The following is a 20,526-nucleotide window of genomic DNA, read 5'->3' on the forward strand; positions in this document are numbered from 1 at the left end:
ATCAGCTGCCCTTGCGGGCGAGGCTGGAGAGAACGTCCTTCGAAGTCTTTTCCGTAAGCTCATCAACGGCCACACGGGCGCGGGCCGAAGCGGCCCAGTCCGCACCGGCCGCCTTGCCCGCTTCCGGCAGTTCGTCATAAGCGGCCAGCGCGGCAGGCAAGTCCCCGGCAGCAACGGCATTTTCCATGCGCCGCAGAGCAGCCTCAGGCCCCTGCCCGCTGGCATCGCCCGGTCCGCGCACGGTGAAGATGGAGGCAGCACTGGAGGTCAGGCTGCCCAGGATCGACCCGTCTTCCGCAGGCTTGGCGAAGGTGGCGTGGATGGCGCGGGCCACGGGAGCAAATTCCGCCATCAGCTTCTGCTGCGGGGCAATGCCCTGTGCCGCATGGCTTTCCAGCAGGGCAATGTCCGCGCCCTCAGGCAGGCTGGCGCGCAGGGCGGCCAGTTCCGTCTCGAAGGGCTTGCCCGCATCCACCGCCGTCCTGAGTGCGGAGACGGCAACGGCGCGCGCCGCCATTTCGCGGGCGGTGGCATCGCCCATGGTGCTTTCCACGGCAGCAAGGCGCTGGGTCAGCTCCCCGGCCTCAGCCTTCAGCGCGTCCAGGGACTTACGGCTCTCTTCCGTAGCGGCAGTCAGCTCCGCCGAAAGGCTGGTCAGCGTGCCGGCATTGCGCCCCTGCGCGTCGGAGACCATGCGGATGGCCGCTTCCGTGCTGGTGGCAGCCGATTGCAGCGCGGCCAGAGAGGCTGACAGAGCGTCGATCGCCTGCTGCATGCTGTCGAGCCGTGCGGTCAGCTCCGCATTGCCTGCCGGAGCGGCTGCAGCCGGGGCAGCGCCATCCCCTTCCGCAGGTGCGGTGGCGGCCATGCCATCCACCCTGCCGCGCAGGGCATCCAACTGGCCGGTCAGATCGGCAAGGCGCGAGGACGTATCACCGCGCAGGGCGTCAATGGTCTGGGTCAGGCGTGTATCGAGGCCCGCCAGTTCCTCCGGGACGGGAGGCTGGGCATCGCCCTGTGCCTGACCTTCAGCCGGAGCCGCAGCCTGTAATTCGGCAAGACGGCGCTCCAGCGTGTCGAGACGGGTGGCGTCCAGCGCCGCCTGTTCGGCAACCTCTGCACTGAGCCCGGCGCGCAGCGGCAGATATCCGGCCAGATTGAGCCCGTAACCGGCGCCAAACACGGCGGCACTGACAAGCAGCGAAGCCGCCAGCGCACCACCGAAGCCGATGGAGGCAGCCGCCGGGCGGCGCGGCTGCGATGAGGACGGCGCCCGCTCGGCCTGAGCCGTGGCAGAAGACGAGGCGGATGCAGCGGCCGGCTCAGCGCCTTGCCCGGAAGCGCTGGGGCCAGCAGGCTTCTGGCCTGCCGGGCTCTGGCCTGCCTGGCTCTGCGAAGCTGCGGAAGCGGTCGACGGCTTGGCGGCACCGGCCGCGCTCTGGCTGGCAGCAGCCGGGCCCGCCTGTGCGGCAGAGGCTGCGGATGCAGCGGCTGGCTTGGCCGGAGAGGTGTCCTTGCCCGCCCCGGATTTGCCTGTGCCTGCGGGCTCATTGGCAGAACCGGCAGCAGCTTCAGCGGCAGGCTTCTCTGCGGCAGCCGGGGAAGACCGGATTTCCGGTGTGGGCCCGGCCGCCTTTGCAGGCGCCTTGGGCGTTTCCGGTGCATCTGTCTTGGGCGTTTCCGGTGCATCTGTCTTGGGCGTTTCGGGTGTGGTTCCGGATTTTGCCCCGGTCCTGGCAGATTCGGTCCTGGCAGATTCGGCCTTGGCTGCTTCCGCCTTCGCCTCGCCCTTGGCCTCCACCTTCTCCGGCACCAGATCGATGGTCACCGGGCGGCGGGAGCCGCCTGCCGCGCCGGATGAAGATGCGCTGGTTGCAGATTCGGAGCCTTTGGCGCCCTGACCGGGCTTGTCCTTTTCGGAAACCATGACCTCTTCCTCCTGTGGCATGACCGGCTTCAGGGCCATCAACTATACACAATACCGGCAGGGCAGGAACCGCTGACCCGGCGTGACATGATGTCTAACCGGCGCGAGCAGGCCACCCAGCCGGTTAACAGCGATTTAAGGCGCGCAGGAACAGAGCCTCCTCGTCCGGCGTCTCCGCCCATTCCACAGGCCCCAGCGCCGTCAGCGGCGCCCCGGCCTTGGCCGACAGCGCCACCATGCGCGGCAGCATGGCAGGCGCAAGGCCGCGCAGCAGATTCGCGCAAACCTCGGCAGAACGGGTGGAATAGGCGAGCAGAATGTCGATCTCGCCCTTCACCAGCGCCTCGTTGACCTCATGCGGCCAGCTGGCGACCGGATCGGCCTGATAGACCTCGATCAGGCGGCAGCCGATGCCCGCGGCGGCCAGGTGCTTTTCCAGATCGCCCGAGCGGTCCCGCGCGCCGAAATAGAGAATATCGCCGCTGCCGTGGCAGGCCTCGATCAGGCGCGACAGATCCTTGGCATCGCCGTCGGCGCTCAGCACCGAGGTGAAGCCGAGCTCCCGCGCCGCTGCCGCCGTGCGTGCTCCCACCGTATAGACGGCAAGGCGCGCCAGTTCCGGCAGCTGGCGGTGACCCACCAGCGCGCCGATGGCCTGCGAACTGGTGATGGCCAGCGCATCGACACCGCCGAGATCAATCTCGTCCGGCGCACGGCGCACGATGTCCAGCGCGGGCGCCTCGATCACCTCATGCCCCATGTCGCGCAGACGCGCGGCGGTTCGGGCACAATGGGGATAGGGCCGGGTGACGAGAATGCGCATGAGGAACCTCAGTACCGGAAGAAGGCAGGACCACCGAGAGACTGCAGAATCTGACCTGCCTCGCAGCCAAGCTCGAAGGCATCGTCAAGTCCGCCCTCGCGGGTGACTGCATGGTGCTCGCTTCCATCCGGGCGCAGGATAATGCCCCGGAAGCGCAGGCGGTTCCCGTCAACTTCCGCCAGCCCACCGATCGGCGTGCGGCAGGAGCCATCCAGCACCGCCAGGAAAGCGCGTTCGGCAGTGAGCCGGATTTCCGTGTCACGGTCATGAATGGGTGCGAGCAGCTTCAGCGTCGCCTCGTCATCGATGCGGCTTTCGATGCCGATGGCGCCCTGCCCCACTGCGGGGAGGAAGTCATCCGTATCGAGCAGGCTGGTGATGATATGCGCAAGGCCAAGGCGGCGCAGGCCGGCATGGGCCAGAAGCGTGGCATCCACCTGCCCCTCCTCCAGGCGCTTCAGCCGCGTCTGCACGTTGCCCCGGTACATCACCACCTCGATATCCGGGCGCAGGCGCTTGATCATCGCCTGGCGGCGCAGGGAGGACGAGCCCACCACCGCGCCCTGCGGCAGATCCATGAGGTGCTTGGCCTTGGGCGAGATGAAGGCATCGCGCACGTCCTCGCGCGGCAGAAAGGCCGTCAACGCCAGCCCCTGCGGCAGCACGGTCGGCATGTCCTTGGAGGAATGCACGGCCAGATCGATGCGCCGCTCGATCAGGGCCTCTTCGATTTCCTTGGTGAACAGGCCCTTGCCGCCCGCTTCCGAAAGAGGCCGATCCTGGATCTGGTCGCCGGAGGTCTTGATCACGACAATCTCGAAGTCGTCCTCCTTGAGGCCATGGGCGGCGGCGAGCCGGTCACGGGTTTCATGGGCCTGGGCGAGTGCGAGGGCACTGCCACGCGTTCCGATGCGCAAAGGTTTCGATTGCAAGACGAAGGATCCGGGTGCTAGGGGCTGACCATTGAATTCATGATGACAATAGGTTCTCTAGCGCCATTGTCCAAGGCGGCACAATCCCGGATTATACTGGGCGGGCCGGATTGGGGCACCGGAGCACCTTTTGAGACACCGGCAAAGCCCGTGAAACCACGGCAGCCGCGACGGCGGGCAGGACCCCATGCTGACAGTTCTTGGCATCGAAACCAGCTGCGACGAAACCGCCGCCTCCGTTGTGCGCGGGCCGCAGACGCCGGAAATCCTCTCCAACGTCATCCGCTCGCAGATTGACGAGCACACCGAATTCGGCGGCGTGGTGCCGGAAATCGCCGCCCGCGCCCATATCGCCGTGCTGGACCGGATCGTGGCCGAAGCCATGGCGGAAGCCCGCGTCAGCTTCGATGACATCGACGCAGTAGCAGCCACCGCAGGCCCCGGCCTCATCGGCGGCGTCATCGTCGGGCTGATGACGGCCAAGTCCATCGCCATGGCAGCCGGAAAACCGCTCATCGCCGTCAATCATCTGGAGGGACATGCGCTGACGGCGCGCCTCACCGACCAGCTGGATTTCCCCTATCTTCTGCTGCTTGTTTCGGGCGGGCACACCCAGTTCCTGCTGGTCACCGGCATTGGTGCCTATGAGCGCCTGGGCAGCACCATTGATGATGCCATCGGCGAGGCCTTCGACAAGACCGCCAAGCTGCTCGGCCTGCCCTATCCGGGCGGCCCGGCGGTGGAGCGGATGGCAGCACGCGGCGATGCCGGCCGCTTTGCCCTGCCTCGCCCGCTGATGGACCGGCCCGGCCTCGACATGTCCTTTGCCGGACTGAAGACGGCGCTGCGCACAACGGCGCAAAAACTGCAGCCGGTGGACGAGCAGACCGTCTGCGACCTTTGCGCCGGGTTCCAGAAGGCGGTTGCCGACGTGCTGGCCATCCGCACCCGCGCCGCCTTTGCCCTGTTCCGCCAGCGGTTTGCCGGGGTTGAACCCGTGATCGTCGTGGCGGGCGGTGTTGCCGCCAATGGCGAAATCCGCCGTGCGCTGACATCTGCCGCCGATGCGGCCGGGGCCCGCTTCATCGCCCCTCCGGCCCGGCTGTGCACGGACAACGCCGCCATGATCGCCTGGGCCGGGATCGAGCACATGGTGGAAGCCCGCCGCACGGGCGCCTCCCTCGACGGCATGTCCTTCGCTCCCCGCCCCCGCTGGCCTCTCGACGAGACCTCCGCCGGTCTGCTCGGCGCGGGGAAAAAGGGCGCGAAGGTTTAAGGGCACCCTGGCTTCACCAACGCAGGTTACCAGCACCCATCGAAGATGAAGTGCGCCTTCAAAACCCGGTTCCCTTCTCCAGCCGGACTTGCTAGGCAGGGGCGGTTTCGAAGGATGGATGCTGCCATGCATGTGCGCCACAAGGCCTATGTCTACCTCACCTGCGGGCGCAAGCTGCTGGTTTTTGCTCAGCCGGATCAGCCGGAGGTCGGCCTGCAAGTGCCCGGCGGCACGCTGGATCCGGGCGAGAGCCACCTCATCGGCGCGAGGCGTGAATTCTTCGAGGAAACCGGGCTGACACTGGACGGCGCCCTTGATCACCTCACGGATCAGGACCACGTGTTCGACAATGGCCGGGGGCGCGATCTGCACAAGCGCCGCCATTTTCACGCCACGGTGCCGGTGATTCTCAAGGACGAGTGGGAACACTACGAAATGACGCCGTGCGATGGCGGCGATCCGATCCGCTTCCGCCTGTTCTGGCAGGATCTGTTCACCGAGGTGGACCCTGCCGTGTTCTACGAGGGCTTCGGCGCACAGATCGGCCTGCTGCGGCAGCGCCTGCAAGGGAGATAGACCATGGCCGGGATCGAGACCATTGCCGTTCTGGGCGGCGGCGCATGGGGCACGGCGCTGGCACTTTCCGCAGCCCGTGCAGGCCGGTCCGTCCTGCTGTGGGCCCGCGATCCCGCCCTTGTTTCAGAAATCCGCGCCCGCCAGACCAACAGCGCCTATCTGCCGGGCGTCACCTTCGACGAGCCGCTGACCGCCACCGGCGATATCACCGAAGCGGCAAAGGCCGATGCCATCCTGCTGGTGACACCGGCCCAGACCACCCGCGCCGTGCTGACGCCGCTGGCAGGGCTCCTGCGCCCCGGCACGCCGGTGGTGCTCTGCTCCAAGGGCATCGAAAAGGGCACCGGCAACCTTCTCACCGACACGCTGGCCGAGGTGCTGCCGCAGGCCCATCCGGCTGTGCTGTCCGGCCCGAGCTTTGCCGCCGATGTGGCGCGCGGCCTGCCGACGGCCGTAACGGTTGCCGCCCGTGACGGCGCAATGGCCGATGCATTGGCGCTGGCGCTCGCTTCCGCCAGCTTCCGGCCCTATGCCTCGAGTGACCTCATCGGCACGCAGGTGGGCGGAGCGCTGAAGAACGTGCTGGCCATCGCCTGCGGCGCGGTGGCGGGGCGCAAGCTCGGCGCCTCGGCGCAGGCCGCCCTCACCGCCCGTGGCTTTGCCGAGCTGACACGTCTGGGCCTTGCCATAGGCGCAAGGCCTGAGACACTGACGGGCCTTTCAGGCCTTGGCGACCTGGTGCTCAGCTGCTCCTCCACACAGTCGCGCAACTTCAGCTTCGGCCACAAGCTGGGCGAGGGCCGCACGGCGGAAGACCTGCTGAATGCAGGCGAAAAGCTGGCCGAAGGCGTATTCTCGGCTGAAATCGCCGTGGAACTGGGCGAGCGGCACGGCGTCGATCTGCCGGTCTGCAAGGTGGTGGCCGATGTGATCGCCGCCCGGCTGACCATTGACGAGGCGCTGAACCGGCTGATGAGCCGCCCGCTGCGGCGCGAGGCCGGAGCCTGATTCAATTTGCGTGACCGGCGGCAATTTTGCCGCTTCATTCCACCGCCAAATGCTCTAACCTGCGGCACAAACAGGAGGTTCTTCCATGCTTTATGCCCTGATCTGCACCGACAAGCCCGGCGCCCTGCAGACGCGCCTCGACAACCGCCCGGCGCATGTGGAATTTCTCAAGGCCATGGGCAGCCGCCTGAAGGCGGCCGGTCCCTTTCTCGATGACGCCGGCAACATGACCGGCAGCCTCGTCATCATCGAAGCGGAGAACCGGGACGAAGCCCTCGCCGTTTCGCAGGAAGACCCCTACGCCCGCGCCGGACTTTTTGCCTCCGTCGAGATCCGCCCATGGAACTGGGTGATCAAGAACCCGGAGGCGCAGTGACCGTGAAATACTGGCTGATCAAGTCCGAGCCGGACGTCTGGTCCTGGGAAATGCAGAAAGCCAAGGGCGCTGCGGGCGAGGAATGGACGGGCGTGCGCAATTATCTGGCCCGCAACAACATGCGTGCCATGTCGCTGGGCGACCGGGCCTTCTTCTACCACTCCAACATCGGCAAGGAGATTGTCGGCGTGGCGGAAGTGTGCAGCGGCACCGCGCAGGACAGCACCACCGATGACCCGCGCTGGGACTGCGTGCATTTCCGCGCCGTCTGCGACGTGCCGAAGCCCGTGACGCTGGCCGCCGTCAAGGCCGAGCCGCGCCTTGCCCAGATGGCCCTCGTCACCTCCATGCGCCTGTCGGTGCAGCCGGTGACGGAAGAGGAATGGAAAGTGGTGTGCGAGATGGGCGGGCTCGATCCGAACGTCTGATTCCCTTTCCCCGCAGTTCAGGAGACCGGATTGACCGGCATTGCAGACCCGAAGCACTTCATCGAGACGAACACGGAAGTGCTCGCCGTCCCGCATGCCAGCGAAATCCGGCTCCACCTCGCCAGCGAAGCCATGGACCTGTGGCAGAAAACCGAGGATGAGCTGGGCGAAATCGGCCTGCCGCCGCCCTTCTGGGCCTTTGCCTGGGCAGGCGGGCAGGCGCTGGCGCGCTATCTCCTCGACAATCCGGATCTGGTGCAAGGCAAGACGGTGACGGATTTTGCCGCCGGCTCCGGCATTGTCGGCATCGCCGCGATGATGGCAGGGGCCGCATCGGTGACGGCCGTGGAAATCGACCGCTTTGCCATCGAAGCCATCCGCCTCAATGCGGCGCTCAACGGCGTCCGTCTGTCCACGGAGCTGGGCGACATCACCGGCACCCCGCCGCCGCAGACGGACCTGATGATCTGCGGCGATGTGTTCTACGAGCTGCCCATGTCGCGCAAGCTGATTGCCTGGCTCGACCAGCTGGACGAGGCCCGCACCCTGATTCTCGTCGGCGATCCGGGCCGCTCCTATCTGCCGAAGGACAGGCTGGAGCATCTGGCCACCTATACGGTGCCGGTGATCCGCAGCCTCGAAGATTCGGAAGTGAAGAAAACCAGCGTTTACCGCTTCCGGCCAGTTCCGGGTGGTTGATTCACCGGGGCCGTTGACGGTCTTCTGCTGCAGCGCCGCATAAAGCAGCTTGCGCTTTTTGCAGGCAACCCCTCCTATAGAGATCCCTTTCCGCCAGACCATTCTGGCAAGAAAACCTGCTGTGCCGGTCAGAACCGGCAGCATCAAGTCCCCCGAGGAGCCTTCCATGCCGGTCGTCAACCGTATTGCCGATCTTGCCGATGAAATCGCCAGCTGGCGCCGTGATTTCCATGAGAACCCGGAAATCATGTATGAGACTGTCCGCACGGCCGCCAAAGTGGCAGACCTGCTGCGCAGCTTCGGGCTGGACGAGGTGGTGACCGGCATTGGCAGGACCGGCGTCGTCGGCGTGATCCGGGGCAAGAATGGTGGCGCGGGCAGGGTCATTGGCCTGCGCGCCGACATGGACGCCCTGCCCATCGCGGAGATGACCGGCCTGCCCTATGCGTCGAAGACGCCCGGCAAGATGCATGCCTGCGGCCATGACGGCCACACCTCCATGCTGCTGGGCGCCGCGAAATACCTCGCCGAGACCCGCAATTTCAACGGCACGGCGGTGGTCATCTTCCAGCCGGCCGAAGAGGGCGGCGCAGGTGCCAAGGCCATGATCGACGACGGGCTGATGACCCGCTGGGCCATCGATGAAGTTTACAGCCTGCACAATCTGCCCGGCCTGCCGGTGGGCGAATTCGCCATCCGCAAGGGGCCGATCATGGCTGCAACCGATGAGTTCCGCATCACCATCACCGGGCGCGGCGGCCATGCGGCCAAGCCGCATGAGACGGTCGATCCGATCATTACCGGCACGCAGATCGTCAGCGCCCTGCAGACCATCGCCAGCCGCGCGGTCAATCCGCTCGATTCGGTGGTCGTCTCCGTCACGATCTTCGAGGCAGGCACAGCCTTCAACGTCATTCCCGAAACGGCAACCCTGCGCGGCACCATTCGCAGCCTGACCGATGCCACCCGCGATCTGGCGGAGAAACGCCTGAACGAGATCGTCAACGCCCTGTGCACCGCCTATGGCGCCACGGCCGAGATCGAATTCCGCCGCGGCTATCCGGTCACCGCCAACCACGATGACCAGACGGACTTTGCCGTCAGCGTCGCCGAGGAAATTGCCGGGCCTGAGCGGGTGCAGCGCGAGACCGAGCCGATGATGGGCGGCGAGGACTTCTCCTACATGCTGCTGGAGCGCCCGGGCGCCTATATTTTCGCCGGAAACGGCGACAGCGCCAGCCTGCATCACCCGCGCTACAACTTCAATGACGGGCTGATCCCGTCCGGAAGCTCCTATTTCGCGCGGCTGGTGGAAAAAGCGCTCGCCGCCTGATCCTGCCGCGCATCTGACATCGCCTGCCCCGGCTCCGGAACGCCACCGGAGCCGGTGAGCGGCCATGTGCGAAGCAGGGTTCATGTGCTGACCGCTCATGCCACCCTCTCAGAAAGCTTCGGAAAAGCTTCCTGCATCATCCTTAGGGATCATGCTTTCATTCTCTTCTGGCAGGCGGCCAAAGAGTTTTTTATGGTGGCGAGAGATAATAGAACATCGGGGCCCATCATGCTCGTGACTGCTGCAGCCATTGAGGCTGCCTATGACCGAATTACGCCCCATATCCGCGTCACGCCAGCTCTGCAGCTCAGATCCGGAGATCTCAATCTTCCGTCGGGCGTTTCCCTGAAGCTGGAATCCCTGCAGCACAGCGGCTCCTTCAAGGCCCGCGGGGCCTTCAACATGCTGTTAAGCAAGGATATTCCGGCCGCTGGCGTCGCCGCCGCCTCGGGCGGCAATCATGGGGCGGCCGTCGCCTATGCCGCCCGCAGCCTTGGCATCCAGGCCAGAATTTTTGTGCCTGAACTGGCAACCCCGTTCAAGACAGCCAAGATCCGCAGCTACGGAGCCGAGCTTGAAATTGGCGGGGAAACCTATGCCGAAGCGCGTGACGCTTGCGGCGCCTATCAGGCCCAGACCGGCGCAATGGACATTCACGCCTATGCCGCAGCCGAAACAATCGTCGGACAGGGGACCCAGGCGCTGGAGTGGGAAAGCCAGACCCGGGGACTGGATACATTGCTCATCGCCGTGGGCGGTGGCGGCCTGATTTCCGGCATAGCCACGTGGTTTGCCGGAAAAACCCGCATCATCGGCGTTGAGACCGAAGGCTGCCAGACCATGAAATGCGCACTGGAAGCCGGACAGCCGGTCGATGTGCCGGTCTCCGGCATAGCCGTCGACAGCCTCGGTGCGCGGCGGGCGTCCGACCTCACCTATGCCATTTCCGCACGCTGCGTCGAGCGGATCGTCACCGTCAGCGACGAAGAGGTGATGGCCGCACAGCAGCGGCTCTGGCAGGGGCTGCAGCTGGTGGCGGAACCTGGTGGCGCCGCGGCTTTCGCGGCACTGCTGTGTGGTGCCTATGTGCCCCAGCGCGGTGAGCGCACCGGCATCCTTCTGTGCGGCGGCAACATGGATCCCGCGGGACTGACCGCCCACTGATGCGCGCCTCTCTCACTTGATCAAATGCCCAGCCTCGCTTGAACTCTTGACGCGTGCCTTCGCCTTGAAAAGGCGGCCCCAAGCCGCTAACCCAAGGGCCAGAGCAATTTCAAAAAACGGGATGGACACCCATGGCAACTCACAAGCTTCTTCTTCTGCCCGGCGACGGTATCGGCCCGGAAATCATGCCCGAGGTGAAGAAGATCATCGCCTGGTTCAACGCACGCGGCACGGACACGTTCGAAACCGAGGAAGGCCTCGTCGGCGGCTGCGCCTATGATGCACATGGCCAGTCCATTTCCGAAGGCGACATGGCCAAGGCCATGGCAGCCGATGCCGTGATCTTCGGCGCCGTCGGCGGCCCGAAGTGGGACAAGGTGCCTTACGAGGTGCGTCCGGAAGCGGGCCTTCTGCGCCTGCGCAAGGACATGCAGCTCTTCGCCAACCTGCGCCCGGCCATCTGCTATCCGGCGCTGGCCGGCGCTTCCTCGCTGAAGCGGGAAGTGATCGAGGGCCTCGACATCCTGATCCTGCGCGAGCTGACGGGCGGCGTCTATTTCGGCGAGCCGAAGACCATCACCGACCTCGGCAACGGCCAGAAGCGCGCCATCGACACGCAGGTCTATGACACCTACGAGATCGAGCGCATCGCCAAGGCGGCCTTCGAGCTGGCCCGCACCCGCAAGGGCAAGGTCACTTCGATGGAAAAGCGCAACGTCATGAAGTCGGGCGTGCTCTGGAACGAGGTGGTCACCGCCACCCACAAGAACGGCTATGAAGACGTTCAGCTGGAACACATGCTGGCAGACGCCGGCGGCATGCAGCTCGTCCGCTGGCCGAAGCAGTTCGACGTGATCGTCACCGACAACCTGTTCGGCGACATGCTGTCCGACGTTGCCGCCATGCTGACCGGCTCGCTCGGCATGCTGCCGTCCGCCTCGCTCGGCGCTCCCGATGCCGCCACCGGCAAGCGCAAGGCGCTGTATGAGCCGGTGCATGGCTCGGCCCCGGACATTGCCGGCACGGGCGCTGCCAACCCGATCGCCATGATCGCCTCCTTCGCCATGGCCCTGCGCTACTCCTTCGAGAAGGTGGCGGAAGCGGACATGCTGGACAAGGCCATCGCCAACGCACTGGACAAGGGCCTGCGCACCCGCGACATCGCCTCGGAAGGCACCACCGTCATCGGCACCTCCGCCATGGGCGATGCCATCGTGGCCGAGCTGAACGCCCTCAGCGCCTGATCTGAATACTAACCGATCACGAGGCCGCCGCTTGCCATGCGCAGGCGGCGGCCTTATGCATTGCGCCCCAACCAGAGGCACACTCCAGTCGAAAGGCACGGCAACATGGCCAAGGAAAAACCGTTTCTCGGCACCTGGATCCTCGATGTGGAGGAAAGCGACTTCGAGCAGGGCGAGCCGCCACGCTCGGCCACCTTGCGCATCGAAGACGATTTCGGCGTGCTGACCTTCACGATGAACACCGTGTCGGCCAATGGCGTAGTCACCAATGACAGCTTCACCGCCATGCCGGACGGCCCGCCGATCCGACTTGGCAAGAGCGGGCTGGCCGATTCCATGCGGCTTGGCTTTGCCACGGAGCGCAATCTCGTCTCCGAAGCCCAGCGCGACGGCGTCACGCTGATGAAGGCGGAGCGCGAACTCTCGGAAGATGGCCGCACGCTGACCGTCACCCAGACTGTCCTGCTGCCCGGCGCCGTCACCAGCCGCAACATCTCCGTCTACCGCCGCTCGCAGTAAAGCCACCCCTTAATGAGGCTCACTCATCGAGCATTGGTTAAGCCTTTGCGGCGCTTGAGCATTTTCAAGGCGTGATGCGTCAGCATCGAAAGCCTTGGTATTAAAGCCGGTGCAGCTTAGAACAAAAAGTGAAAATACAGCCAAGCCGCCGCTTGACTGGATCAAACTCTTCTGGAATCAATAGGAACATAGGAAGAACAAAATCCAGGTGACGGGCCGGAACGCCAACCGGCCCATTCAACGCCAGTCTGGAGGGAGGCTCCCTATCCGCACATGGTTTGCGCCCGGCACACAGCCGGGCACAGTCAGGCATTCTGGCAGGATCCCCGCCTGCACGAGTGCCGCAGACCATGCCGCACCTGCCCGCAGACGCAGCAGGCAACAGCGCCCGCATCCTGCCCCGGGTGCCTTGGCGCTCGCCTTCTGCTCCGCCTTTCCGCCCAGCGCCTCGGGCCGGAAAGGCGGGCGGCCGGGCATTTTGGAAATTCGCCGTGAACGCATGTGCTATGGGCAGGCGGCCTGCCAGCTTGTGCAAGCGCTCCGCCAGCGGCATGGCCAGTGATGACGGCGGGTCCAGTGATAACGGCGCATGCTGGTGCTGGCTGCTTGTCCCGGCTCCGCCTGTCTGCACCAAAAAACACTCGGGGCGCCGATTGCGCGGCGCCCCGGTCTGAACTTGCCGTCCTGAAAAATGCTCAGCGGCTCTGGTTGCGCTTGGCGAGGGTGCGCAGGCGCAGGGCGTTGAGCTTGATGAAGCCGGCCGCGTCCTTCTGATCGTAGGCACCCTGATCGTCCTCGAAGGTAACCAGCTTGTCGGAATAGAGCGACTTCGGGCTTTCGCGGCCGGTGACCATGACGTTGCCCTTGTAGAGCTTCAGCGTCACTTCGCCTTCCACATGCTCCTGGCTCTTGTCGATCAGGGCCTGCAGCATTTCGCGCTCCGGCGAGAACCAGAAGCCGTAATAGATCAGCTCCGCATAGCGCGGCATGATCTCGTCCTTCAGGTGCGCCGCGCCGCGGTCCAGCGTGATGGATTCCATCGCGCGGTGCGCGGTGAGCAGGATGGTGCCGCCCGGCGTTTCATAGACGCCGCGGCTCTTCATGCCGACGAAGCGGTTCTCGACGAGGTCGAGACGGCCGATGCCATTGTCGCGGCCATAGTCGTTGAGCTTGGCCAGCAGGGTTGCCGGGGACAGGCGCTCGCCGTTGATGGAGACCGCGTCACCGCGCTCGAAGCCGATCTTGATGATCGTCGGGGTGTCGGGCGCCGATTCCGGGGAAATGGTGCGCATATGCACATATTCGGGAGCTTCGACCGCCGGGTCTTCCAGCACCTTGCCCTCGGACGAGGAGTGCAGCAGGTTGGCGTCCACGGAGAACGGGGCCTCGCCCTTCTTGTCCTTGGCGACCGGGATCTGATGCTTCTCGGCAAAGTCCAGCAGGTCGGTGCGGCTCTTGAAGGTCCAGTCGCGCCAGGGGGCGATGATCTTGATGTCCGGGTTCAGCGCATAGGCGGACAGTTCGAAGCGGACCTGATCATTGCCCTTGCCGGTGGCGCCATGGGCGATGGCATCCGCGCCGGTCTTGCGGGCGATTTCGATCAGGTGCTTGGAGATCAGCGGACGGGCGATGGAGGTGCCCAGCAGATAGACGCCTTCGTAGACGGCATTGGCGCGGAACATCGGGAAGACGAAATCGCGGACGAATTCCTCGCGCACGTCTTCGATGAAGATTTCCTTGATGCCCAGCATCTCGGCCTTCTTGCGGGCCGGCTCCAGCTCCTCGCCCTGGCCGAGGTCAGCGGTGAAGGTCACCACTTCGGCGCCCAGTTCGGTCTGGAGCCACTTCAGGATGATGGAGGTGTCGAGGCCGCCGGAATAGGCAAGCACGACCTTCTTGATGTCGCCATGGGCCATGGAGATATGTCCGTTCGCTGTTCTTTTTGACGTCACATTTGGCGTGTTAAGGCATTCCGGCTGCGCCGCCGGATGCCTTGGAAAACCGCGCGCACTCTAGTGGCGGCAAAGCTGACTGCAAAGCCTTTTTCTGCGCCATGCACCTGCCGGCCCAAAAGGCCGCCAGCCAAGCAAATACGCCGCTTGCAGGTATATCGTTGCAGATGTATTTTCCGCCGCCGCCCTGAAATGGGCAGAATTGCCGGGCCTGTTCCCAGCTGGCGGTTTTTCCATCAGGGATGAGACATGAATTTCTTTGCTTCCTGCCTGTTTGTTCTGGGACTGACTGCGGCCAACGCCGTGCCAGCTCTCGCCAGTGACCTTTCGGCCCGGCGCGGCCCGGCTGCGCCTTTCAGCTTCGACACCGTGACCGGCCAGGCCAAGGCGCTGGCGGCCAAGCCCTATGCTGCGCCCAAGACCCGCGCTGCGGACACGCTTGAGGCGATCGACTACGACGCGCACTGGAAGATCCGGTTTGACCCGGAAGAAACGGTTTCGATCAGTCCGGACGCACCGGTCCAGTTCTTTCACCTCGGACGGTATTTCAAGGATCCGGTAAAGATCTATCAGGTGGAGAGCGGTGTCAGCCGCGAAATCCTCTATGATCCGGGCTATTTCGACAGCCCCAAGGACAGCCCGGCGCGCAAGCTGCCTGCCGATATCGGCTTCGCCGGTTTCCGCATCATGCGTCCGGACCTGAAGACGGACTGGATCTCCTTCCTCGGCGCCTCCTATTTCCGCACCGACGGCCAGTCGCATCAGTATGGCCAGTCGGCCCGCGGCCTTGCCATCAACTCGGGCATGTCCGAACCGGAGGAATTCCCGCGCTTCACGTCCTTCTGGCTGGCGCCGGGCGAGGCTCCGGAAGAAACCATGGTGCTCTACGCGCTGATGGACAGCCCCAGCGTTGCCGGGGCCTACAAGATGACCATGCGCAACAAGGACGGTGCGGGCCAGACCATCGACGTGGAAAGCCGCCTGTTCTTCCGCAAGCCGGTGGAGCGCCTCGGCATCGCGCCGCTGACCAGCATGTACTGGTATTCGGAGACGAACCGCTCCACGGGCCTCGACTGGCGCCCGGAAGTGCATGACACGGACGGCCTCGCCATCGTCATGGAGAACGGCGAGCAGATCTGGCGTCCGCTGAACAACCCGAAGAGCGTGCGCACCTCCACCTTCCAGGCCTCCAACCTAAAGGGCTTCGGCCTGGCCCAGCGTGACCGCGCCTACACCAACTATGAAGATGACGGCGTGTTTTATGAAAAGCGCCCGTCCGTCTGGCTGGAGCCGCTGACGCCGTTTGGCGAAGGCGCGGTGCAACTGATCGAGATCCCGACCGATGACGAGATCTACGACAACATCGTCGCCTATTTCATCCCCAGCAACCTGCCGGCCGCCGGTGAGGAGCGCAGCTTCTCCTACCGGATGCACTGGAAGGACGCCCATCCGCTGCCCGGCTCCGGCGCCCGCACCGTGGCGACCCGTGCCGGTCAGGGCGGTGTTCCCGGCCAGCCGCGCCCGGCAGACCAGATCAAGCTGTCCATCGACTTCGAGGGCCCAGCCCTCAAGGGTCTCGGCCAGCAGGATGGTGTGACGGCGGTGGTGGAACTGTCGCGCGGCGAGCCGATCAACCCCTACGTCCTGCCGGTTGTCGGCACGGACCGCTGGCGCCTGATCTTCGACGCCAAGGTGGAAGATCATGACCCGATCGAAGCCCGGGCCTTCCTCAAGCACGGCGATGACGTGGTGACCGAAACCTGGCTTGGCCAGATCAGCCACGAACTGGTCGCCCGCCCGCAGTAAGGGCTTGTAACGCAAACAGAATGGGCCCGGACGGCATCCCCGTCCGGGCCTTTTTTTTCGCTCTGACCGGGCCAGGCCGCCTGTCAGGCGGCCTTCAGGCGCCGGCCCCGGAGACGGGGCCATAGGCCCGCAGCATCATATCCACGGTCTCGGAGATGATCGCGCCCATCTCCTCCCGGCCGACCGCGCTGCCCGAGAAGAAATAGGGATAGAAGCCGCGCGACTTCAGCAGCCCCAGGAACTGGGCGGCGGCCACTTCCGGCTTTCCCCTTTGCAGGGCACCGGCTGCGAAAGCATCCTGCATGAAGCTTTGGAAAACACGGAACTTGTCCATGCGCGCGGCAACTTCGGCAGACAGAACCGGATCACGGAACGCCTCGCCAAAGATCATGCGCGCCATCCGCAGGAAGCAGGGATTGACCAGAAGTTCGCCCTCGGCCCAGCCAAGGGCTTCAAGCTGCCCGGCAACCGGCAGGTCCGGGCGGAACGTCACATTGAGGGCAGCGGTCATCCAGGAAGCGAGGCAATCCGTGATGGCACGGAACAGCGCTTCCTTGCTGTCGAAGTGATTGTAGACCGTGCGTTTGGAAACACCTGCGCGGCCGGAGATGCGGTCCATGCTGGCCCCGGCAAATCCGCGCTCCTGAAACTCGGCCACGGCGGCTTCAATGATCTGTTTGCGCTTCTGCTCGCTGAGCGAAAGCTCTCTTTCCTCGGTCATGCCCCTTTCTTTCCAGAAACCGGCCCCCATGTAAACTCGGGAGTTTACATAACGCCGCTCCCTGATGTAAACTGCACCGTGTAGTTTACCCCTAGCCAACACAAGCTAGCCACGGGAGCCCTTCATGCCAGTTACCCTGACACTCAACGGTAAGGAACAGGTGATCGACGCCGACCCGGACACGCCCCTGCTCTGGGTCCTTCGCGATACCCTCGGCCTCACCGGCACCAAGTTCGGTTGCGGCGTTGCCCAGTGCGGCGCCTGCACGGTGCATCTGGACGGCACCCCGGTCCGCTCCTGCCAGACCTATCTGGGCGATGTGGAAGGAACCAGCATCACCACGATCGAAGGGCTTGAAAGCCCGGCCGCCAAGGCCATTCAGGCGGCCTGGACGGACCTTGACGTGCCGCAGTGCGGCTATTGCCAGTCCGGGCAGATCATGGCCGCAACGGCCCTGCTGATGGAAACACCGAAACCCACCGACGCCGATATCGAGGCGGCCATGGATGGCAACGTCTGCCGCTGCGCCACCTATGCCCGCATCAAGACAGCCATTCATGCGGCTGCAGACAAGCTGGAGGGCTGACAGAATGCTGCACAGGATTTTCTCTCCCCTCACCGCTGCAGCGCCCAGCCGCCGCGGCTTCCTCAAGCTTTCCGCAGGCGCTGCCGGCGGGCTGCTGATCGGCCTCAACCTGCCGGGCAGCGCAAGAACAGCGGCTGCCGCAACGTCTGAAGGCATGTTCCAGCCTTTCGTGCATGTGCTGCCTGACAACACCGTTGTTGTCCTGTCCAAGCATCTCGACAAGGGACAGGGTGTGGCCACGGGTCTTGCGACACTGGTTGCAGACGAAATGGACGCAGACTGGGCCCAGGTCCGGGCCGATTTCGCCCCGGCCGACGCCGCGCTCTACAAGAACCTGCTCTTCGGCCTCCAGGGCACGGGCGGCTCCACCGCCATTGCCAATTCCTTCGTGCAATACCGCACGGCCGGTGCTGCCGCACGCAGCATGCTGGTTCAGGCAGCCGCCAAGGCCTGGTCGGTTCCCGCAACTGAGGTCACGGTCAGCTCGGGCCGGATCTCTCATCCTTCCGGCAAATCAGCGAGCTTCGGCGAGATGGCCGGGCTTGCGGCGGCCGAGGCCGTTCCGGCCGAGCCACGGCTGAAGACCCCGGAGGAATGGGTCTATATCGGCAAGTCGTTCAAGCGGGTCGACACTGCGCGCAAATCCGCCGGGGCTGCGGGCGTCTATGGCATGGACCAGCGTTTCGACAACATGCTGACCGCCGTTCTCGCCCGCCCTCCGCGCTTCGGCAGCACGGTTGCCAGCGTCGATGACAGCGCCGCCCGGGCCATTGCGGGCGTGGTGGATGTGATCACCCTGCCCAGTGGTGTTGCGGTTCTGGCAAGCGGCACCTGGCAGGCCATGCAGGGGCGCGATGCCCTCTCCGTCACCTGGGACGACAGCGCCGCCGAAATGCGCTCGACTGCGGACATGGAAGCCGAACTGAGAGACCTGACCGGCACACCGGGCGCAGCCGCGGAAGGCAATGCCGATGCAGAGCCCCTGCTGGCCGGGGCAGCGCGGGTCATCGAAGCGGATTACATGTTCCCCTTCCTGGCGCATGCACCGATGGAGCCGCTGGACATCACCGTGCTTTACGACGGCAGCAGCGCCACCTTCTGGACCGGCTCGCAATTCCAGACGACGGATCAGGCCGTCAGCGCCGCCATCCTGGGCCTGACACCGGACAAGGTGGCGATCAACACGCTCTGGGCCGGCGGCTCCTTCGGCCGGCGCGCCCAGCCGGACAGCCACTATTTCGCCGAAGCGGCACTGATTGCCAAGGCACGGCATGAGGCAGGCCATGCCCCCCAGCCGCTGAAGATTGTCTGGACCCGTGAGGACGACATTCGCGGCGGCTATTACCGCCCGATGACTGCCCACAAGGTGAAGGTGGGCCTGGACGAGGCAGGCCGGATCACCGGCTGGCAGCATCGCATCGCGGGCAAGTCCATCATGAAGGGCACGGGGTTCGAAGCCTTCATGATCAAGAACGGCATCGATGACACCATGGTGGAAGGCGTGCATGGCACGACCTACGACATCCCCGGCTTCCAGTTGGAAGCGCACATGACCGCAACGCCGGTGCCGGTGCTGTGGTGGCGGTCGGTCGGGCACACCCACACGGCCTATGTGATGGAGACCATGATCGACCGCATTGCCCGGGAGACCGGCGCCGATCCGGTGGCCTTCCGCGAAAGCCTGATCAAGGATGATCCGCGCAAGCTGGGCGTTCTGCGGCTGGCCGCAGAAAAGGCAGGCTGGGACACCCCGCTTCCCGAGGGCCGTTACCGCGGCGTTGCGGTCCACACCTCCTTCAGCAGCTATGTGGCCGAAGTTGCGGAAATCTCCTTCCGCGAAGACGGCACGGTGAAGGTGGAAAAGGTCGTCTGCGCCGTGGACTGCGGCATCCCGGTCAATCCGGACAATATCCGGGCTCAGGTCGAAGGTGGCATTGGCTATGGGCTTGGCGCCGTGCTGCGCAACGAGATCACGCTCACGGACGGCGAGGTGGACCAGTCGAACTTCGACACCTACCTGCCCCTGCGCATGTCCGACATGCCTGTCATCGAGGTGCATATCGTGCCATCCGAAGAAGCACCGACCGGCATCGGCGAGCCCGGCACGCCGCCGATCGGACCGGCAGTGGCCAATGCAATCGCAGCCGCGCGGGGCGACTATGTGACGGTGCTACCCTTCAGCAAGCACGGACTGGCCTGACCCTCAAAGGCGCCGGAGCCGCCGGCACGGCGGCACTCGGTGCAAAGCTGCATCGCAAAGACCCGTATCAAGGGCCCGGACGGCATCCCGTCCGGGCCCTTTCTTTGCCGCCAGTCATCCGGCGGGATAGCCGCGCCCGAAAAGGCACAAGGAACCATCCGGCCTTGCAACATGATGACAGATTCCGGCAGCAGACTGTGGCAAGATGAGGCATGTCCCGTTCTGCCCGATTGCTCGATCTCATCCAGATCCTGCGGCGCCACCGCAGGCCCGTCAGCGGCGAAAGCCTGGCGCAAGAGCTTGGCATTTCCATCCGCACCCTTTACCGGGACATCGCCACGCTTCAGGCGCAAGGGGCCGGCATCACCGGAGAACCGGGCGTCGGCTATGTGCTGCAGCCAGGCTTCATGCTGCCGCCCCTGATGTTCACCGAAGACGAGCTGGAAGCCCTTGTGCTGGGCTCACGCTGGGTCTCCAAGCGGGCGGGCGGAGCACTGGGACAGGCGGCTGAAAATGCGCTCGCCAAGATTGCCGCAGTGCTTCCGAAAGATCTGCGCGAACAGCTGGATGCCACCAATCTTCTGGCCGGGCCGGGCGAGCCGCCGCAGCGGCCGGAAGCGGATCTGACCGTCATCCGGCTCGCCATCCGCCGCGAGCACATCCTGCAGATTGCCTATGAAGACGCGGCCGGGCGCACCACGGCGCGCAGCATCTGGCCCTTTGCGCTGGGTTTTTTCGACAAGGTGCGCGTCATTTCCGCCTGGTGCGAGCTGCGCCAGGACTACCGCCATTTCCGGACGGACCGCATCCTCAGTCTTGAGGAAACAGGCAAGCGCTACCCCCGCCGCAGACAGGTGATGATGAAGGACTGGTGGGAGCTGCTGAAAACCCGCACAGAGGTGAATTGATACTGCCATTTTCTGGCAGCAGCATTGTCTAGTCTCTTCCTGTCCAAC

General features: G+C 64.9%; 19 protein-coding genes. 14 read left to right on the forward strand and 5 right to left on the reverse strand.

The annotated features are described in order from the left end of the window. Position 1 precedes the first annotated feature (1 nt). The 3 genes from ACVNHC_RS20355 to hemC form a co-directional block, all read right to left on the reverse strand. The gene (locus ACVNHC_RS20355) at positions 2–1,927 is read right to left on the reverse strand and encodes a mitofilin family membrane protein (RefSeq protein ID WP_457169100.1); all 1,926 of its coding nucleotides are present in this window, start codon (positions 1,925–1,927) and stop codon (positions 2–4) included. A 124-nt stretch (positions 1,928–2,051) separates the two neighbouring features. Then, positions 2,052–2,750: a uroporphyrinogen-III synthase gene (locus ACVNHC_RS20360; RefSeq protein WP_094463677.1), complete on the reverse strand. Its 699-nt coding sequence runs from the start codon at positions 2,748–2,750 to the stop codon at positions 2,052–2,054. Between the two features lie 8 nt (positions 2,751–2,758). Further along, a complete protein-coding gene (gene hemC / locus ACVNHC_RS20365) occupies positions 2,759–3,682 on the reverse strand; it encodes a hydroxymethylbilane synthase (protein ID WP_122522965.1) in 924 nt (307 codons plus the stop codon). A gap of 187 nt (positions 3,683–3,869) precedes the next feature. On the opposite strand from hemC, the gene tsaD reads away from it, so the two are divergent. From tsaD to ACVNHC_RS20415, 10 genes are all read left to right on the forward strand, one after another. Then, positions 3,870–4,958 (forward strand): tRNA (adenosine(37)-N6)-threonylcarbamoyltransferase complex transferase subunit TsaD, encoded by a 1,089-nt coding sequence (tsaD, locus tag ACVNHC_RS20370; RefSeq protein ID WP_457169102.1) that lies wholly within the window; start codon positions 3,870–3,872, stop codon positions 4,956–4,958. Between the two features lie 126 nt (positions 4,959–5,084). Next, on the forward strand, positions 5,085–5,534 hold the full coding sequence (locus tag ACVNHC_RS20375) for an NUDIX hydrolase (protein ID WP_457169104.1): 450 nt from the start codon (positions 5,085–5,087) through the stop codon (positions 5,532–5,534). Positions 5,535–5,537: 3 nt separating this feature from the next. Then, positions 5,538–6,542, forward strand: a complete 1,005-nt coding sequence (locus tag ACVNHC_RS20380) for an NAD(P)H-dependent glycerol-3-phosphate dehydrogenase (RefSeq protein ID WP_457169106.1) — start codon at positions 5,538–5,540, stop codon at positions 6,540–6,542. 85 nt (positions 6,543–6,627) lie between these two features. After that, positions 6,628–6,918, forward strand: coding sequence for a YciI family protein (locus tag ACVNHC_RS20385; protein ID WP_019965987.1), 291 nt, complete (start codon positions 6,628–6,630; stop codon positions 6,916–6,918). 2 nt (positions 6,919–6,920) lie between these two features. Beyond that, positions 6,921–7,346 (forward strand): EVE domain-containing protein, encoded by a 426-nt coding sequence (locus ACVNHC_RS20390; protein ID WP_094463699.1) that lies wholly within the window; start codon positions 6,921–6,923, stop codon positions 7,344–7,346. Positions 7,347–7,376: 30 nt separating this feature from the next. Beyond that, positions 7,377–8,045 carry a class I SAM-dependent methyltransferase gene (locus ACVNHC_RS20395; RefSeq protein WP_457169109.1) on the forward strand — a complete coding sequence of 223 codons (669 nt, stop codon included), beginning with the start codon at positions 7,377–7,379 and terminating at the stop codon, positions 8,043–8,045. Positions 8,046–8,211: 166 nt separating this feature from the next. After that, entirely contained in the window at positions 8,212–9,378 is a 1,167-nt protein-coding gene (locus ACVNHC_RS20400; protein WP_457169111.1) for a M20 aminoacylase family protein, read from the forward strand. A 228-nt stretch (positions 9,379–9,606) separates the two neighbouring features. Further along, a complete protein-coding gene (locus tag ACVNHC_RS20405) occupies positions 9,607–10,542 on the forward strand; it encodes a threonine/serine dehydratase (RefSeq protein WP_457169113.1) in 936 nt (311 codons plus the stop codon). Positions 10,543–10,673: 131 nt separating this feature from the next. Beyond that, complete coding sequence (gene leuB / locus ACVNHC_RS20410) at positions 10,674–11,786, forward strand: 3-isopropylmalate dehydrogenase (RefSeq protein WP_055455758.1); 1,113 nt, start codon at positions 10,674–10,676, stop codon at positions 11,784–11,786. A 105-nt stretch (positions 11,787–11,891) separates the two neighbouring features. Continuing rightward, on the forward strand, positions 11,892–12,305 hold the full coding sequence (locus ACVNHC_RS20415) for a hypothetical protein (RefSeq protein WP_058898594.1): 414 nt from the start codon (positions 11,892–11,894) through the stop codon (positions 12,303–12,305). Between the two features lie 695 nt (positions 12,306–13,000). On the opposite strand, the gene ACVNHC_RS20420 is transcribed toward ACVNHC_RS20415, so the two are convergent. Next, on the reverse strand, positions 13,001–14,221 hold the full coding sequence (locus tag ACVNHC_RS20420; RefSeq protein WP_050473942.1) for an argininosuccinate synthase: 1,221 nt from the start codon (positions 14,219–14,221) through the stop codon (positions 13,001–13,003). Between the two features lie 285 nt (positions 14,222–14,506). Here ACVNHC_RS20420 and ACVNHC_RS20425 point away from each other — a divergent pair, with 285 nt between their 5' ends. After that, complete coding sequence (locus ACVNHC_RS20425) at positions 14,507–16,063, forward strand: glucan biosynthesis protein (protein ID WP_457169116.1); 1,557 nt, start codon at positions 14,507–14,509, stop codon at positions 16,061–16,063. 94 nt (positions 16,064–16,157) lie between these two features. Here the strand turns inward: ACVNHC_RS20425 and ACVNHC_RS20430 are convergent, their stop codons facing one another. Beyond that, a complete protein-coding gene (locus tag ACVNHC_RS20430) occupies positions 16,158–16,784 on the reverse strand; it encodes a TetR/AcrR family transcriptional regulator (protein ID WP_457169118.1) in 627 nt (208 codons plus the stop codon). 124 nt (positions 16,785–16,908) lie between these two features. Between ACVNHC_RS20430 and ACVNHC_RS20435 the strand changes: the two genes are divergently transcribed. The 3 genes from ACVNHC_RS20435 to ACVNHC_RS20445 all read left to right on the forward strand — a co-directional run bounded on the left by ACVNHC_RS20435 (position 16,909) and on the right by ACVNHC_RS20445 (position 20,478). Beyond that, complete coding sequence (locus ACVNHC_RS20435; protein ID WP_457169120.1) at positions 16,909–17,370, forward strand: (2Fe-2S)-binding protein; 462 nt, start codon at positions 16,909–16,911, stop codon at positions 17,368–17,370. A gap of 4 nt (positions 17,371–17,374) precedes the next feature. Next, on the forward strand, positions 17,375–19,570 hold the full coding sequence (locus ACVNHC_RS20440; RefSeq protein ID WP_457169122.1) for a molybdopterin cofactor-binding domain-containing protein: 2,196 nt from the start codon (positions 17,375–17,377) through the stop codon (positions 19,568–19,570). A 212-nt stretch (positions 19,571–19,782) separates the two neighbouring features. After that, the gene (locus ACVNHC_RS20445; RefSeq protein WP_457169124.1) at positions 19,783–20,478 is read left to right on the forward strand and encodes a helix-turn-helix transcriptional regulator; all 696 of its coding nucleotides are present in this window, start codon (positions 19,783–19,785) and stop codon (positions 20,476–20,478) included. The last annotated feature ends 48 nt before the right edge of the window (positions 20,479–20,526 follow it).

The sequence above is a fragment of the Pannonibacter sp. Q-1 genome (assembly GCF_054073275.1).